At 48.2% G+C, this 15,274-nt stretch carries 9 protein-coding genes and 3 rRNA genes; 5 read left to right on the top strand and 7 right to left on the bottom strand.

What is annotated here, in order from left to right; genetic code table 11:
- Positions 1-69: 69 nt before the first annotated feature.
- The 5 genes from MKY87_RS20285 to MKY87_RS20265 all read left to right on the top strand — a co-directional run bounded on the left by MKY87_RS20285 (position 70) and on the right by MKY87_RS20265 (position 5,489).
- Entirely contained in the window at positions 70-1,143 is a 1,074-nt protein-coding gene (locus MKY87_RS20285; protein WP_339786150.1) for an ABC transporter substrate-binding protein, read from the top strand.
- Positions 1,144-2,137: 994 nt separating this feature from the next.
- Entirely contained in the window at positions 2,138-2,950 is an 813-nt protein-coding gene (gene thiM, locus MKY87_RS20280) for a hydroxyethylthiazole kinase (RefSeq protein WP_340965881.1), read from the top strand.
- Entirely contained in the window at positions 2,947-3,759 is an 813-nt protein-coding gene (thiD, locus tag MKY87_RS20275) for a bifunctional hydroxymethylpyrimidine kinase/phosphomethylpyrimidine kinase (protein WP_340965879.1), read from the top strand. The genes thiM and thiD overlap by 4 nt, the downstream gene beginning before the upstream one ends.
- Complete coding sequence (thiE, locus tag MKY87_RS20270) at positions 3,759-4,424, top strand: thiamine phosphate synthase (RefSeq protein ID WP_340965878.1); 666 nt, start codon at positions 3,759-3,761, stop codon at positions 4,422-4,424. The genes thiD and thiE overlap by 1 nt, the downstream gene beginning before the upstream one ends.
- 321 nt (positions 4,425-4,745) lie before the next feature.
- Positions 4,746-5,489 carry a MerR family transcriptional regulator gene (locus MKY87_RS20265; RefSeq protein ID WP_340965877.1) on the top strand — a complete coding sequence of 248 codons (744 nt, stop codon included), beginning with the start codon at positions 4,746-4,748 and terminating at the stop codon, positions 5,487-5,489.
- A 568-nt stretch (positions 5,490-6,057) separates the two neighbouring features.
- On the opposite strand, the gene MKY87_RS20260 is transcribed toward MKY87_RS20265, so the two are convergent.
- From MKY87_RS20260 to MKY87_RS20230, 7 genes are all read right to left on the bottom strand, one after another.
- Positions 6,058-6,540, bottom strand: a complete 483-nt coding sequence (locus MKY87_RS20260) for a hypothetical protein (RefSeq protein WP_339786159.1) — start codon at positions 6,538-6,540, stop codon at positions 6,058-6,060.
- Between the two features lie 328 nt (positions 6,541-6,868).
- A complete protein-coding gene (locus tag MKY87_RS20255; RefSeq protein ID WP_036672670.1) occupies positions 6,869-7,525 on the bottom strand; it encodes a deoxynucleoside kinase in 657 nt (218 codons plus the stop codon).
- The gene (locus tag MKY87_RS20250; protein WP_017690540.1) at positions 7,522-8,145 is read right to left on the bottom strand and encodes a deoxynucleoside kinase; all 624 of its coding nucleotides are present in this window, start codon (positions 8,143-8,145) and stop codon (positions 7,522-7,524) included. The genes MKY87_RS20255 and MKY87_RS20250 overlap by 4 nt, the downstream gene beginning before the upstream one ends.
- Positions 8,146-8,344: 199 nt before the next feature.
- Positions 8,345-8,461, bottom strand: a 5S ribosomal RNA gene (rrf, locus tag MKY87_RS20245).
- A gap of 76 nt (positions 8,462-8,537) precedes the next feature.
- Positions 8,538-11,465: ribosomal RNA gene (locus tag MKY87_RS20240) — 23S ribosomal RNA — on the bottom strand.
- Positions 11,466-11,781: 316 nt separating this feature from the next.
- A 16S ribosomal RNA gene (locus MKY87_RS20235) occupies positions 11,782-13,334 on the bottom strand.
- The 16S, 23S and 5S rRNA genes sit together here, the layout of an rRNA operon.
- A gap of 695 nt (positions 13,335-14,029) precedes the next feature.
- The gene (locus MKY87_RS20230; RefSeq protein WP_340965876.1) at positions 14,030-15,205 is read right to left on the bottom strand and encodes a YhgE/Pip domain-containing protein; all 1,176 of its coding nucleotides are present in this window, start codon (positions 15,203-15,205) and stop codon (positions 14,030-14,032) included.
- Between the last annotated feature and the right edge of the window lie 69 nt (positions 15,206-15,274).

Raw genomic sequence — 15,274 nt, 5'->3', positions numbered from 1 at the left:
TCACGTTGTCGTTAACATGCTGCTGTCCATTTTCTACAAATCAAAACGATGAAATGAGGACCTTCATTTATGAATAACAAAGGTATATACTCCCTGCTTCCCATCATGCTCATTAGCCTTTTGCTGATCGTTAGCGGATGCAGCACCACGAATACCAGCAAAAACACGCCAACAACAGACGCTGCAACCAATGCACAACAAACAGGCAAGTCTGCAACCGAAACAGCATCTGACACCAAAGATAAACTGTCCATTATGCTCGACTGGTACCCGAATGCAGTACACTCCTTCATCTACGTTGCTCAAGAAAAAGGATACTTTGCAGATCAAGGTCTCGATGTCGAAATTCAGATGCCTGCGGATACCAATGATTCACTCAAACTTGTTGCTGCTGGAAAAATTGATCTGGCTCTAAGCTACCAGCCCCAAATTTTGCTCGCTCGTGGTGAGAACATTCCTGTACGTTCCATTGCTGCTGTTGTTCGCCACCCGCTTGTGCATCTGTTGACCGAAGCAAATGGCAACGTGAGCTCACCCAAAGACCTTGAAGGAAAGACTGTTGGTTATTCCTCAATTCCCCTGTATGAAGCGATGGTGCGTACGATGATCAGCCACGATGGTGGCAATCCCGACAACATGAATCTGGTCGACGTTGGGTTCGATCTGATTCCTTCGCTGGCTTCTGGACAGGCGGATGCAATTATGGGTGGTTTTATTAACCATGAGCAACTGATTCTGGAGAAAGAAGGACATGCCATGAAATCCATTAACCCCGTCGATTATGGTGTGCCTGATTATTATGAATTGGTCCTGACCGCGAGTGAAGCTGGCATTGAAGCAAAAAAAGACCAACTTACCCGGTTCGTCAAAGCGGTCCAGGAAGGACAGAAACATGTAACGGAGCATCCAGATGAAGCCTTGAATATTCTGCTCGCTCATGAGAATGAAACGTCTCCGCTTGACCCGGAGATTGAAACCAAAAGTCTGGCTATTTTACTGCCATTTATGAATGAAGATGGTCAGATGTTTGGTCGGCAGGAAATGGAGTCCTGGGAGAATGTACGCGCATGGCTCGTTGAACAGGATTTGATTCCTGAATCGGTGAAAGCCGAGGATGCTTTTATTAATCTGCAAGGAGAGTAAGTAAAAGAGAGCAAAGTGAATGAAGGAAAAGTGAATGAACGCAAGGGGATTGAAAGCAAAGTTAGCAAAAACGTGAGGATCGGATGCATGAAGGTTTGCGAAATGGAATTGGCCTGTAGCAAGCATCCGAGGATCAGAATTTATAACAATCCTAAGTGGCTTGATGTGCATCTGGGCAGCTTGATATGCGTTTTGGTGGCTTGATATGCGTTTGGGTAGCTTGTTGATATGTATTTGGTAATGTAAATTTGCGCCTATCTTCAAGCCTACCATGAGCTGAATCGCGCCCTAATATGCCCAGAGTAGAACATGGAGCGAGCGCTAACGAATCTGAGGCGCCCTATTCAAGGATTTGGAGCGGTTGAAGAAATCTAAGGAACCTGAGACATATTATATCGGAAAAAATAGCAATTTATAGTGTTTCGGTCAGGGGAATTTGGGAAATAACGTGTCCTGTGTTCCTTACATTTCATAAGGAGGATCTGACAGCCATATAAGACGTCCTGTGTTCTTTAGAAACATCGTGTGACCTTCGCGCCCCGATCAGTCGGGTATCGACATCCTGGGCTTTAGGACTCTCTTTGAACGCTAACGTCCATCACCGTATCGCTTGCCTGAGTTTGCAGACATACCATGGCTCCACTTTCTTTATTCTGTCTTTTATACTGTTTCGTTTTTTACTGTTTCGTATTTGTACTGTTGCTTTTCGCGAATTTACATTTTATACGGATCCACCTTTTAGCTGTTTCAATCAAGGCTGGATATAGATCAAAATGATTCAATTTGTCTATATCCATTTACAAAAATCCATTTTTAGGGAGTTATGAAATTGTTTTAGATTTTACGTTTCTGCTTTTCCCGTATTAATGCATCTGGCTGTAGTTATACTTGCGCCCCTACTCAACAAGGAGACTCATATCCTATTATTCTGCTGAGTTACTCCAGATATCGGACTTCTGCCGATGGGGTTAATTCAAAACAAGGAGGAAATTATATGTCTTATCTGGAACGTGTTCGTACGCAAAATCCGCTGGTACACAATATCACCAACCTTGTCGTGGCTCCCTTCACAGCCAATGGCCTGCTTGCACTAGGTGCGTCCCCGTTTATGGCCTATGCTCATGAAGAAGTCGCTGATGTCGCCAAGATGTCAGGAGCTGTAGTACTCAACATTGGTACTCTCGATGACAAAGTCGTTCAGGCGATCCGTCTGGCAGGCCAATCGGCTAATGCGCATCACGTGCCTGTGGTGCTTGATCCGGTTGGAGCTGGCGCAACCACCTATCGCACGGAAACCGTGCAGATGCTCATTCGTGAACTTCGTCTCACAGTACTGCGCGGCAATGTGGCGGAGGTCGCCAATGTCATCGGTGAGAGTTGGAGTATCAAAGGTGTGGATGCAGGATCAGGTGAGGGCGACCGAATCGGCATTGCGGAGCGGGCAGCGCAACAACTTGGCAGTGTCGTGGTCATTACCGGAAAAGAAGATATCATTACTGATGGACAATCCACATTCCTCACAAGTAATGGACATGCCCTGCTCACTCAGGTCACGGGTGCAGGTTGTCTGCTAAGTTCGGTGATTGGTGCTTATACAGCCATAGCGGAATCGGAAGCCGATCTTCTAGGCAGTGTTGTTGAAGCGCTTGCGTTTTATGGTATAGCAGCTGAACTGGCGGCAGAGCGGACAGCTCATCAGGGGCCGGGCAGCTTTCAGATTGAATTGTTGAATCAACTGGCACAAGTAACACCCGACCTTTTGGCAGAACGCGCACAGATCCGTCAGATCCGTGGAGGTGCAATATGAGCATTGCTCAAGCGCTAACCATTGCAGGTTCTGATAACGGGGGCGGCGCAGGAATTCAGGCCGATCTGAAAACGTTCCAGGAGCTTGGCGTATACGGCATGACCGTTATTACCGCTATTGCTGCCCAAAATACAACAGGAGTGCAGGGTGTCTTTCCCATTCCTTACGATGGTATCGCTCAACAGTTGGACTCGACCGGGGAGGACTTTCAACCAACCGCAACGAAGACCGGGATGTTATATAGTGCTGAGATTATTCGTCTAGTGGCTGAGAAATGGCAGCAATACCGTTGGTCAAATCTGGTCATCGACCCCGTGATGGTAGCCAAAGGTGGCGCCCCCCTTCTCCAGCAGGAAGCTGTACAGGCGTTGGTTACGGAGCTGTTGCCCCATGCCCTGATCACAACACCCAATATTCCGGAAGCAGAACTGCTAACCGGGATGTCTATCACGAATCTGAATCAGCGGGAAGAAGCCGCAAGACAGATTGTACAGATGGGCTCAACGTATGCTTTGGTCAAAGGTGGTCATGATGAAGGAAGTGGCATGATCGTGGATGTGCTTTACGATGGGCAGTCTTTTCATTATCTGGAGAATGTTCGTGTGGTAACACGTCATACACACGGAACGGGATGTACATACTCTGCTGCGATCACCGCAGAGTTAGCCAAGGGTTCACCTGTTCTGGCTGCCGTTACGACTGCGCGAGCATTCATTCAGGCGGCCATCGAAGATGAGCTGGGGATTGGGGCCGGACATGGGCCGACAAATCATTTTGCGTATCAGCGCAGACAGCGGGGTGAGCAGTGATGCGCCCTTGGGATGCAGAAGCAGTACGACGCGCGATGCAGGTGTATTTGGTGATGGGCAGCGTTAATACAACGCAAGACCCTGTGGAAGTGCTGCGCCAGGCCATTGCTGGCGGCATTACGCTGTTCCAGTTCCGTGAAAAGGGAACTGGTGCCCTGGCTGGCGAAGCTCGCATCACACTTGCGATGCGGCTTCGCGAGGTGTGCAGCCAGCACGGGGTCCCGTTCATCGTGAACGATGATGTGGAGATGGCTGTAGCGGTGGAGGCCGACGGCGTGCATGTCGGCCAAGATGATGCGGACGCGGCGCTGGTACGCGCCCGCATTGGAGATGGGCGGATGCTTGGCGTATCCGCCCACTCTGTGGAAGAGGCGCGCCGTGCCGTGCAGGCGGGCGCCGACTATCTTGGCGTCGGGCCCATGTACCCGACGCGCTCCAAAGCGGATGCCCACGCTGTGCTGGGCCCCGCAGGGGTGGCAGAACTGCGCGCCGCAGGCATCGCAGTTCCGGTTGTGGGTATCGGCGGCATTACGCCCGATACCACGGCCGCCGTGATGGCGGCTGGAGCCGACGGCGTAGCCGTCATCTCCGCCATCGCGGGCACGGCCGATGTGCGCGCAGCGGCTGCGCAGTTCGCTGCGGCAGTGCGCGGGATGCAGGCGTAGCCCTGCTCTCCCTGCACTGCCAGCCCCGTGGGCTGCACCGCATACATGGTGCAGCCCACCAACCGCTCACGCTCCTCTCCATAACAGAGGAGCCTCCAAACACCTGCGGCGCGGCAACAACCCATGTCTTCGACATAGAAGCACAGCCGCTCCCCTACAGTGACTGAATTTTACAATAATTTCATCACATCTATTCACATCTATTCACCAATCCATAATCAAGATGCAGCCTCCATGCTTGCATCTTGTTTTTTCATTTTCAACGGTTGACTCTCACGTAACGTGACACTGTACAATCGGTGTTGTAAGGAGGTTTCACACATGACCATGAAGGTAAAAGAAGTTGCCGAACTTGCCTCGATCAGTGTGCGCACACTGCATCACTATGATGAGATCGGACTATTAACCCCAGACGAAGTAACTGCTGCCGGGTATCGATTATATTCAGATGCCAACCTGGAACGGTTGCAGCAGATTTTGTTTTTCAAGGAACTCGACTTCTCTCTGAAGGAGATCAAAAACATTATCACCAACCCCTCCTTCGATCCAGAAGAAGCACTAAATATGCACCGACTTATTTTGCTGGAGAAGCGCCAACGCTTGGACCAGATGATTGCTACTATTGATAGAACAGTTCTACACGTGAGAGGAGAAATTAAAATGACAGCCAAAGAACAATTCGAAGGATTTGATTTTAGCCAGAATCCGTATGAACAGGAAGCGCGTGAACGGTGGGGAGACCAAGCCGTAGATCAGGCAAACCAGAAGCTGCACAGTAAATCAACCACGGATCAGAAAGCTCTATCCGATCAAATGAACGAAATCTACAAACATCTGGCTTCACTTCGTCACACAGAACCAGCATCTGCGGAGGCACAGGCAGGCATCAAAGAGTGGTACACTTGGCTAAACCAAATGGGAAGCTACTCACCTGAGGCCTTTAGAGGACTTGGTCAGATGTACGTAGACGATGAACGCTTCACTCGTAATATTGATCAGTTTGGCGATGGATTGGCAGTATTCATGCGAGATGCCATGGCTGTATTCGCTGACCAAAACAAATAATATAGCCCTGTCTTCAACTTCATACAGTATTATTCAACTCTCATTGCCGTAAGATATGCGCTTTAAACGATAATCTGGAACTTAGAGCTCTGTCCTCTAGTGGTAAAAGTAATCTCTCATCATCAGCTTTATCGCTGTAAATGACCATCAGAATATTTGAACCTACCTCCTGGGGTGAACATATCTTTCTTGTAATTAACCTTATGAACATGCTGGATATATACTAGGGTTACGTCGTGGTAAGTAATTTTAATCGATCCGAGTTATTACATCGGTTATGAGCCATTTCCCGCCTACTGCCCAGTGGATACACAAAAGGGACGTACACCCTAAGGCGTATCGTCCCTTTTATGTATGCAAGTAACTCAGCCGCAATGTGAACATGCCTAACTGCTGCTCACTCTGAGTACTTTATAAATATCTTTTAAAGCAGATGCTCTATACTACGTTTTTCTTCTGCTACCAGTCCTTCGATATAACCTTTTCACAAGTGCTTAGGATGATGAGCATTAAGTTTCTTCTATCAAACGTTCTTCATTTTACTGCCAAGCGTCCACCGTCCATCCGATTAAGCTCTTGGCGCGTGATCCGATGAAGATGCATCCGTAGCTAAACTGGTTCTCGCCATCCGGCCAGGAATCTGCCATGCAGATACAATTGCAAGCACGATGAATAACAAATCAATCGGTTGACTGAAGTAGTCCTGGAAGGTTTCCACAAACGCACTGATCATCTCGCTATCAAACACGAGTTCCATCACGCCTACATCACCAAACAGTTCGGAAGTAAAATAAACCACCGTCAGATATTTCCCCAGCAGAATGCCGACGAGCGCAAAAAGTACGGCAATGACTTTATGCACCGTCGCAATTCGTTTATTGGAGAACAACACAACTGCGTAGCCCGTGAGCGCCCCAATCAAAATCGCAATTAATCCCACCTCATACTCGGTCATTGCGGCAATAGCTGCCCATACGATGCCTCCCAGAATGGCTGCAATTAAGCCACCAATGATCGGCATACCGATTTTAACTCCTTGTTTCTCTTCCACGTTGTCTTTCCCTCCTGAGTCATGCATATGCTTCTTTTCCAGAATTCACCTTTCCTATGAAACCACAAAAAGACCTATTATTCAACATTTTTCTACTTTTGGTGACCATGTATTTATATAATAGAAAAGATATATTAAGAATCCATTTCCTTATACGCTCGAATATATCCTTTTAGTTTTGTCCACAAACATCTCATAATCATTCCCTTGGCACATAAAAAAACATCCCTTCAACAGCATAATAGCCGTAGAAGGGACGTTGTCCGTATCTATATCATAGATATAACCTCTGTAATCCAGAAAACTATATTGGAAAACTCGCTCTATCTTATCTTTGCACTTCCTTGGAAGGCTGAATGACAGCTGCAATCTGTGCCAAAATGGCATCCACCGATGCCGGATCATGCACATCATACTCATCAATGTTCAGACGCAGCACAGGGCAAGCCGTAAATTGATCAATCCACACGGAATAGCGCTCGTGCATGTGCTCCCAGTACGAACGGTCCGTTTGGATTTCCATCTCGCGTCCACGTTCCGTAATACGGTTTAAAATCGAAGGCAGACTGCCTTCCAGATAGATCAGCACGTCTGGATGTGGGAAATACGGTGTCATTACCATCGCTTCAAACAAACTGCTGTATGTCTCGAAATCTGTAGCAGACATGGTTCCTTGATCTGCATGCATTTGTGCAAAAATGCCCGTATCTTCATAGATGGAACGATCCTGTACGAATCCCCCACCTAGTTCAAAAATCTTTTTCTGTTCCTTGAAGCGCTCTGCCAGGAAATAAATCTGCAGATGGAAGCTCCAACGCTCAAAGTCATGATAGAACTTCTCCAAATATGGATTATGATCAACTTGCTCCAGAGAAGTCTTGAAATTCAAACGCTGTGCAAGCGCAGCTGTTAACGTGGATTTACCCACTCCAACCGTACCTGCTACCGTAATTAATGCATTCGTTGGAATGCCATAGTTATTCATATGATATACTCCTTTACCTGATTAACAATTTGCCTGAAGTGTTCAGGATGTTCCACAAAGTCGAGTTGCTCTGCATTAACCTTAATGATTACTGGTGGATTTGAGCTATTCGCCAGATAATCCATGCCTGTTTTGTAATCAGCGATCAATTGTTCCATATATGCCGGGTCCATATCCTGCTCAAATGAGCGCCCACGCTTGTTAATGCGGTACATCAACGTATCGAGTTCAGCTTCAATATAGAGCACCAGATTGGGCTTTGGCAGATCATCTGTTAACAGATGATAAATTTGACGATATTTATCCCGTTTCGTTCCCTTTAAGGTACGATCGGCAAAGATCATGTTTTTATAGATATGATAGTCTGAAATAACTGGGGTATTCTGCTCTACATAATGAGCGCCCGTGTCTTCCAGCTGTTTAAACCGATTACACAGAAAAAACATTTCTAATTGGAAACTCCACTCGTCGATATCCTGATAAAAGGAAGCCAGAAATGGATTCTCTTCTACGATTTCTTTAACTAACGGAAGATTCAATTCATGGGAAAGCATCGTTGCCAGCGTTGTTTTCCCCGCTCCGATCGGACCTTCCACGGCAATAAACGGGGCTGATTTCATCGTGTTCACTGTTCCTCCTCGTACTTATGCGTGTTTCCGTTTTCTATATAGACCTCACCTATTGTATCACAGCTTTAAGGATTGGAACGCCAGTATTTTATGTATATAACAAGTCAAATCAGAACTAATGAATTACATAAAATGAATTACATTGAAATAAAAAAGACACACTCGATATCATCAAGTGTGTCTTCCTGTTGCTTGGCGGCGTCCTACTCTCCCAGGACCCTGCGGTCCAAGTACCATCGGCGCTAGAGGGCTTAACGGTCGTGTTCGGGATGGGTACGTGTGGAACCCCTCCGCCATCGCCACCAAACGCGTAGCTTACATTTCAGAGTGTTGTTCTCTGAAAACTAGATTCGAAACGAAACATGCGAATTATCACTTGCTAATTGGATAAGCCCTCGACCGATTAGTACTGGTCAGCTCCATGCATTGCTGCACTTCCACCCCCAGCCTATCTACCTCGTCGTCTTCAAGGGGTCTTACATACTGGGAAATCTCATCTTGAGGGGGGCTTCACGCTTAGATGCTTTCAGCGTTTATCCCGTCCGTACATAGCTACCCAGCGGTGCTCCTGGCGGAACAACTGGTACACCAGCGGTACGTCCATCCCGGTCCTCTCGTACTAAGGACAGCTCCTCTCAAATTTCCTACGCCCACGACAGATAGGGACCGAACTGTCTCACGACGTTCTGAACCCAGCTCGCGTACCGCTTTAATGGGCGAACAGCCCAACCCTTGGGACCTACTTCAGCCCCAGGATGCGATGAGCCGACATCGAGGTGCCAAACCTCCCCGTCGATGTGGACTCTTGGGGGAGATAAGCCTGTTATCCCCAGGGTAGCTTTTATCCGTTGAGCGATGGCCCTTCCATGCGGTACCACCGGATCACTAAGCCCGACTTTCGTCCCTGCTCGACTTGTAGGTCTCGCAGTCAAGCTCCCTTATGCCTTTGCACTCTTCGAATGATTTCCAACCATTCTGAGGGAACCTTTGGGCGCCTCCGTTACTCTTTAGGAGGCGACCGCCCCAGTCAAACTGCCCACCTGACACTGTCCCCGCACCGGATTACGGTACCAGGTTAGAACCTAGATACGATCAGGGTGGTATCCCAACGTTGCCTCCACGCAAGCTGGCGCTCACGTTTCAAAGGCTCCCACCTATCCTGTACAGATCGTACCCAAATTCAATATCAAGCTGCAGTAAAGCTCCATGGGGTCTTTCCGTCTTGTCGCGGGTAACCTGCATCTTCACAGGTATTAAAATTTCACCGGATCTCTCGTTGAGACAGCGCCCAAGTCGTTACGCCATTCGTGCGGGTCAGAATTTACCTGACAAGGAATTTCGCTACCTTAGGACCGTTATAGTTACGGCCGCCGTTTACTGGGGCTTCGGTTCACAGCTTCGGGATTACTCCCTAACCACTCCCCTTAACCTTCCAGCACCGGGCAGGCGTCAGCCCGTATACTTCGCCTTACGGCTTCGCACAGACCTGTGTTTTTGCTAAACAGTCGCTTGGGCCTTTTCACTGCGGCCCCCTCGTGCTATTCACACTACCGGGGCACCCCTTCTCCCGAAGTTACGGGGTCATTTTGCCGAGTTCCTTAACGAGAGTTCTTCCGCGCGCCTTAGAATACTCTTCTCGCCTACCTGTGTCGGTTTGCGGTACGGGCACCTTCACCTGGCTAGAGGCTTTTCTTGGCAGTGTGAGATCATGACCTTCGCTACTATAATTTTCGCTCCCCATCACAGCTCAGCCTTACAATGTGCGGATTTGCCTACACATCAGCCTTACTGCTTAGACGGACATCCATCAGTCCGCGTCACTACCCTACTGCGTCCCCCCATTGCTCATAACGGCTTACGGTGGTACAGGAATTTCGACCTGTTGTCCTTCGACTACGCCTTTCGGCCTCGCCTTAGGTCCCGACTTACCCTGAGCGGACGAGCCTTCCTCAGGAACCCTTAGGCTTTCGGCGGATCAGATTCTCACTGATCTTTTCGTTACTCATACCGGCATTCTCACTTGTATAATGTCCAGCGCTCCTTACGGTACACCTTCAACCCTTATACAACGCTCCCCTACCCCTGATGCAAAGCATCAAGCCATAGCTTCGGTGGTGTGTTTAGCCCCGTTACATTTTCGGCGCAGAGTCACTCGACCAGTGAGCTATTACGCACTCTTTCAATGGTGGCTGCTTCTAAGCCAACATCCTGGTTGTCTGTGCAACTCCACATCCTTTCCCACTTAACACACACTTGGGGACCTTAGCTGATGGTCTGGGCTGTTTCCCTTTTGACAATGGATCTTAGCACTCACTGTCTGACTCCCGGAAGTAAGTCTATGGCATTCGGAGTTTGACTGAGCTTGGTAACCCTTGCGGGCCCCGCACCCAATCAGTGCTCTACCTCCACGACTCTGTTTTCCGAGGCTAGCCCTAAAGCTATTTCGGGGAGAACCAGCTATCTCCGAGTTCGATTGGAATTTCTCCGCTACCCCCACCTCATCCCCGCATTTTTCAACATGCGTGGGTTCGGGCCTCCAGTGCGTGTTACCGCACCTTCACCCTGGACAGGGGTAGATCACCCGGTTTCGGGTCTACGTCCACGTACTAAGTCGCCCTATTCAGACTCGCTTTCGCTGCGGCTCCGGCTCTTCACCTTAACCTTGCACGGGAACGTAACTCGCCGGTTCATTCTACAAAAGGCACGCCATCACCCCTAAAACGGGCTCTGACTTTTTGTAAGCACACGGTTTCAGGTTCTATTTCACTCCCCTTCCGGGGTGCTTTTCACCTTTCCCTCACGGTACTGCTTCACTATCGGTCGCTAGGAAGTATTTAGCCTTGGCAGATGGTCCTGCCGGATTCATACGGGGTTTCACGTGCCCCGCACTACTCGGGATCCGTCTCGGAGGGAACAGACTTTCAACTACAGGGCTTTTACCTTCTTTGGCGGGCCTTTCCAGACCTCTTCGCTTAACCGGTTCCTTTGTAACTCCATGTGAGACGTCCCACAACCCCAAAGAGCAAGCTCTCTGGTTTGGGCTTCTCCGCGTTCGCTCGCCGCTACTGACGGAATCACTATTGTTTTCTCTTCCTCAGGGTACTTAGATGTTTCAGTTCCCCTGGTATGCCTCACACTAACCTATGTATTCAGTTAGGTGTAACTGGAAATTACCCCAGCTGGGTTTCCCCATTCGGACACCCCCGGATCAAAGCTTGCTTACAGCTCCCCGAGGCAGTTTCGTTGTTCGCCACGTCCTTCATCGGCTCCTAGCGCCTAGGCATCCTCCGTGTGCTCTTAGTAGCTTAACCATTTTGTTCCGGTTTCGGTCGCTCGCTTCCCTTGTTTTGCTTACGCAAAGCCAAAAGTCACTCTCACCCGATACCATCACAAAAGCAATTTGACTACCGTTTTTATTGAAACTTGTTTACACAAGTTCAGCTAAAAAGGAATGTTCTAATTCGCGTTTGTTTCGTTTCGATATCTAGTTTTCAAAGAACAAGCTCCATGCAAAAGCAAGCTGTTTGAGAGTTTGAGCTCTCAAAACTGAGCAACGAGTGAGTAACTAGCCGACCTGGCTAGATTTTATATTTGAATGTTTCCGTTGCAGGAAACGATTCTCCATAGAAAGGAGGTGATCCAGCCGCACCTTCCGATACGGCTACCTTGTTACGACTTCACCCCAATCATCTATCCCACCTTCGGCGGCTGGCTCCTTGCGGTTACCCCACCGACTTCGGGTGTTATAAACTCTCGTGGTGTGACGGGCGGTGTGTACAAGACCCGGGAACGTATTCACCGCGGCATGCTGATCCGCGATTACTAGCAATTCCGACTTCATGCAGGCGAGTTGCAGCCTGCAATCCGAACTGAGACCGGCTTTGTTGGGATTGGCTCCATCTCGCGATTTCGCAGCCCGTTGTACCGGCCATTGTAGTACGTGTGTAGCCCAGGTCATAAGGGGCATGATGATTTGACGTCATCCCCACCTTCCTCCGGTTTGTCACCGGCAGTCTATCTAGAGTGCCCACCCGAAGTGCTGGCAACTAAATATAAGGGTTGCGCTCGTTGCGGGACTTAACCCAACATCTCACGACACGAGCTGACGACAACCATGCACCACCTGTCTTGAATGTTCCGAAGAAAAGGTACATCTCTGCACCGGTCATTCAGATGTCAAGACCTGGTAAGGTTCTTCGCGTTGCTTCGAATTAAACCACATACTCCACTGCTTGTGCGGGTCCCCGTCAATTCCTTTGAGTTTCAGTCTTGCGACCGTACTCCCCAGGCGGAGTGCTTAATGTGTTAACTTCGGCACCAAGGGTATCGAAACCCCTAACACCTAGCACTCATCGTTTACGGCGTGGACTACCAGGGTATCTAATCCTGTTTGCTCCCCACGCTTTCGCGCCTCAGCGTCAGTTACAGCCCAGAGAGTCGCCTTCGCCACTGGTGTTCCTCCACATATCTACGCATTTCACCGCTACACGTGGAATTCCACTCTCCTCTTCTGCACTCAAGTCACCCAGTTTCCAGTGCGATCCGGGGTTGAGCCCCGGGATTAAACACCAGACTTAAATGACCGCCTGCGCGCGCTTTACGCCCAATAATTCCGGACAACGCTTGCCCCCTACGTATTACCGCGGCTGCTGGCACGTAGTTAGCCGGGGCTTTCTTCTCAGGTACCGTCACCTTGAGAGCAGTTACTCTCCCAAGCGTTCTTCCCTGGCAACAGAGCTTTACGATCCGAAAACCTTCATCACTCACGCGGCATTGCTCCGTCAGGCTTTCGCCCATTGCGGAAGATTCCCTACTGCTGCCTCCCGTAGGAGTCTGGGCCGTGTCTCAGTCCCAGTGTGGCCGATCACCCTCTCAGGTCGGCTACGCATCGTCGCCTTGGTGAGCCGTTACCCCACCAACTAGCTAATGCGCCGCAGGCCCATCCCCAAGTGACAGATTGCTCCGTCTTTCCAGTTTCCTTCAGGCGAAGAAAACAACTATTCGGTATTAGCTACCGTTTCCGGTAGTTGTCCCAAACTTGAGGGCAGGTTGCCTACGTGTTACTCACCCGTCCGCCGCTAACCATCAGAGAAGCAAGCTTCTCTTCAAGTCCGCTCGACTTGCATGTATTAGGCATGCCGCCAGCGTTCGTCCTGAGCCAGGATCAAACTCTCCAATAAAGTATTGAAAAGAGCGATAAGCTCATTTTGAATCTGACGAGATTAAAAATCTCATTTGTGCTCCAGTCGATTCAAACCAAGGCTTGTTTCAAACTTTCGCGTTCATTCTGCAAGCAGAATGTTTACTCACTCGTTGTTCAGTTTTCAAAGATCAAACTTGTTTCGTTACCGAATGTTGTTCTCTTCAGCAACTCTTATATAATATCATGTCCGAACCAACTTTGCAAGCTCTTTTTTTAAGTTTCTTTCGAAGCTTATGTCATTTGCTTGCCGCACCAGTGTTAAACCGTGTTTTCTTGGCCGGATTAATAATATATCACGTATAGATATTAATTACAATACTTAATTTAATAAAATTCATTTACCACAAATCAACCACCTTTACTGTGTTGCTCTCCTCTATCCCAGTTGCATCGTTTTTATATCCTAAAATCCATTCATACAACGCAATACATGTCTAATTGTTTTTAGAATTAATAGGGCTAAATCTTCTCTAATATATTTTAGCTTCATTAATATGCTTAATTATACTTATCCCTCATATCAACGTCTTTCAAGATTACTGGGGTGACTGTAAGTTACCACGAGTATAAGTAGAGGTATTATAGAAGATACACAAAAAAAGTGATGCACGCATATAACTATACGTGAACCACTTTCTTGTGTGTTATTACATTATATATAGAAGGAAACTCTTAATGTTGTGCCTGCGCTGATGCTGGAGGCGTCATCGTCAACTGTCCATTACCTGCTTTTTGCATGCCAACTCGCAGCAACGTAATTCCCCACGTAATAATGGAGATCAACAGAAGATGAACCATGTATCCACCTACTGCCTCTCCACTATAGATCAAACGCATAAATCCCTGTACCCCATTTGAAGCGGGCAGAAAGTTACCGATATAACGGTAGAATGGCGCCAGCATCTCGGCTGGAATGATATTTCCTGCTGTCATCAACTGGAGTGGAACCATCGCAACATTAAATAGAGGGCCTGCATTGCCAAACAGGGCAAAACTCATCTGTGTAAAACAGATACACGCCAGACTCACCAGCACATGATACAGATACAACGCGCCGAAGGAGCTCGCCACATCCGTGAACAGAAGAGCAACTGTATCCACTATTAGAGGAACGATCACTGCTATACACAATAACAGCATTTGCCGTCCCCAGAAGATTTCCCATTTGGAATGGGTACGCTTCATCATATTCGACGTAATATTAAACTGAATGTTCATAGTCATCGCAGCAATGTAGGTGATAAAACCCAGAATCATGGGAAGCATCGATGTAGCAAAATCACTCACACTGTTCGTTTTATTAATTTCAGCCTTCACAGGCCCTTCATTCATCTTTGCCATCGCTTGTCCAATGGCTGCACTCAGTTCATCGCTGTTTGTACTATCGTCATTGAGTGTCACTTGAACCTTGGACTCCAAAATCCCTTGTCCCATTTGTGCAGTCATTCCAGTCGCCGCGTGTTCCACAATGGATTTGGCTACATCAGCATTTCCCTGATTAATATAGAAGGACAAACTCGTCTCTCTACCGCCTTCAATCCGGTCAGTGAATCCTTCCGGAATAACAATAACCATCGCATAGTTACCTGCATTCATCTGTTTCTCGGCTTCCTGGGCAGAATCCAGTACATTGACATGGAAAGGCGCGAGCGTTTCAATCTGCTTCTGCACCTCTGTTCCCTGTGTCCCGTCTTCGTTCACCAGCGCTACTTGAAGTTGATCCACTCTCTCCGTGGCTTGATGATAACCCGTCATCCAGATCACAACAAATAACAGTGGAACAATCAATGCAAAAACCAACCCTATTTTTGTCTGTGGCACTTTAAGAAAATCTTTGAAGCTTTTCATTCGTTCACGACTCCCATTAGTTAAAATTAAAATAATTGCACTACATATATATGCACATGCACATATTAG

Origin of the sequence: Paenibacillus sp. FSL R7-0198 (assembly GCF_038000415.1) — a bacterium.
In the GTDB taxonomy this organism is placed as follows: domain Bacteria; phylum Bacillota; class Bacilli; order Paenibacillales; family Paenibacillaceae; genus Paenibacillus.
The sequence above is the reverse complement of the archived record's forward strand: the minus strand, read 5'-3'. Positions and strand labels throughout refer to the sequence as shown.

What these genes read in the sequence shown, in the direction of transcription:
- MKY87_RS20265 (WP_340965877.1), top strand. Translation starts at nt 4,746, where the DNA reads ATGACCATGAAGGTAAAAGAAGTTGCCGAACTTGCCTCGATCAGTGTG.
- MKY87_RS20255 (WP_036672670.1), bottom strand. Translation starts at nt 7,525, where the DNA reads ATGAATAACTATGGCATTCCAACGAATGCATTAATTACGGTAGCAGGT.
- MKY87_RS20285 (WP_339786150.1), top strand. Translation starts at nt 70, where the DNA reads ATGAATAACAAAGGTATATACTCCCTGCTTCCCATCATGCTCATTAGC.
- thiM (WP_340965881.1), top strand. Translation starts at nt 2,138, where the DNA reads ATGTCTTATCTGGAACGTGTTCGTACGCAAAATCCGCTGGTACACAAT.
- MKY87_RS20230 (WP_340965876.1), bottom strand. Translation starts at nt 15,205, where the DNA reads ATGAAAAGCTTCAAAGATTTTCTTAAAGTGCCACAGACAAAAATAGGG.
- thiD (WP_340965879.1), top strand. Translation starts at nt 2,947, where the DNA reads ATGAGCATTGCTCAAGCGCTAACCATTGCAGGTTCTGATAACGGGGGC.
- thiE (WP_340965878.1), top strand. Translation starts at nt 3,759, where the DNA reads ATGCGCCCTTGGGATGCAGAAGCAGTACGACGCGCGATGCAGGTGTAT.
- MKY87_RS20250 (WP_017690540.1), bottom strand. Translation starts at nt 8,145, where the DNA reads ATGAAATCAGCCCCGTTTATTGCCGTGGAAGGTCCGATCGGAGCGGGG.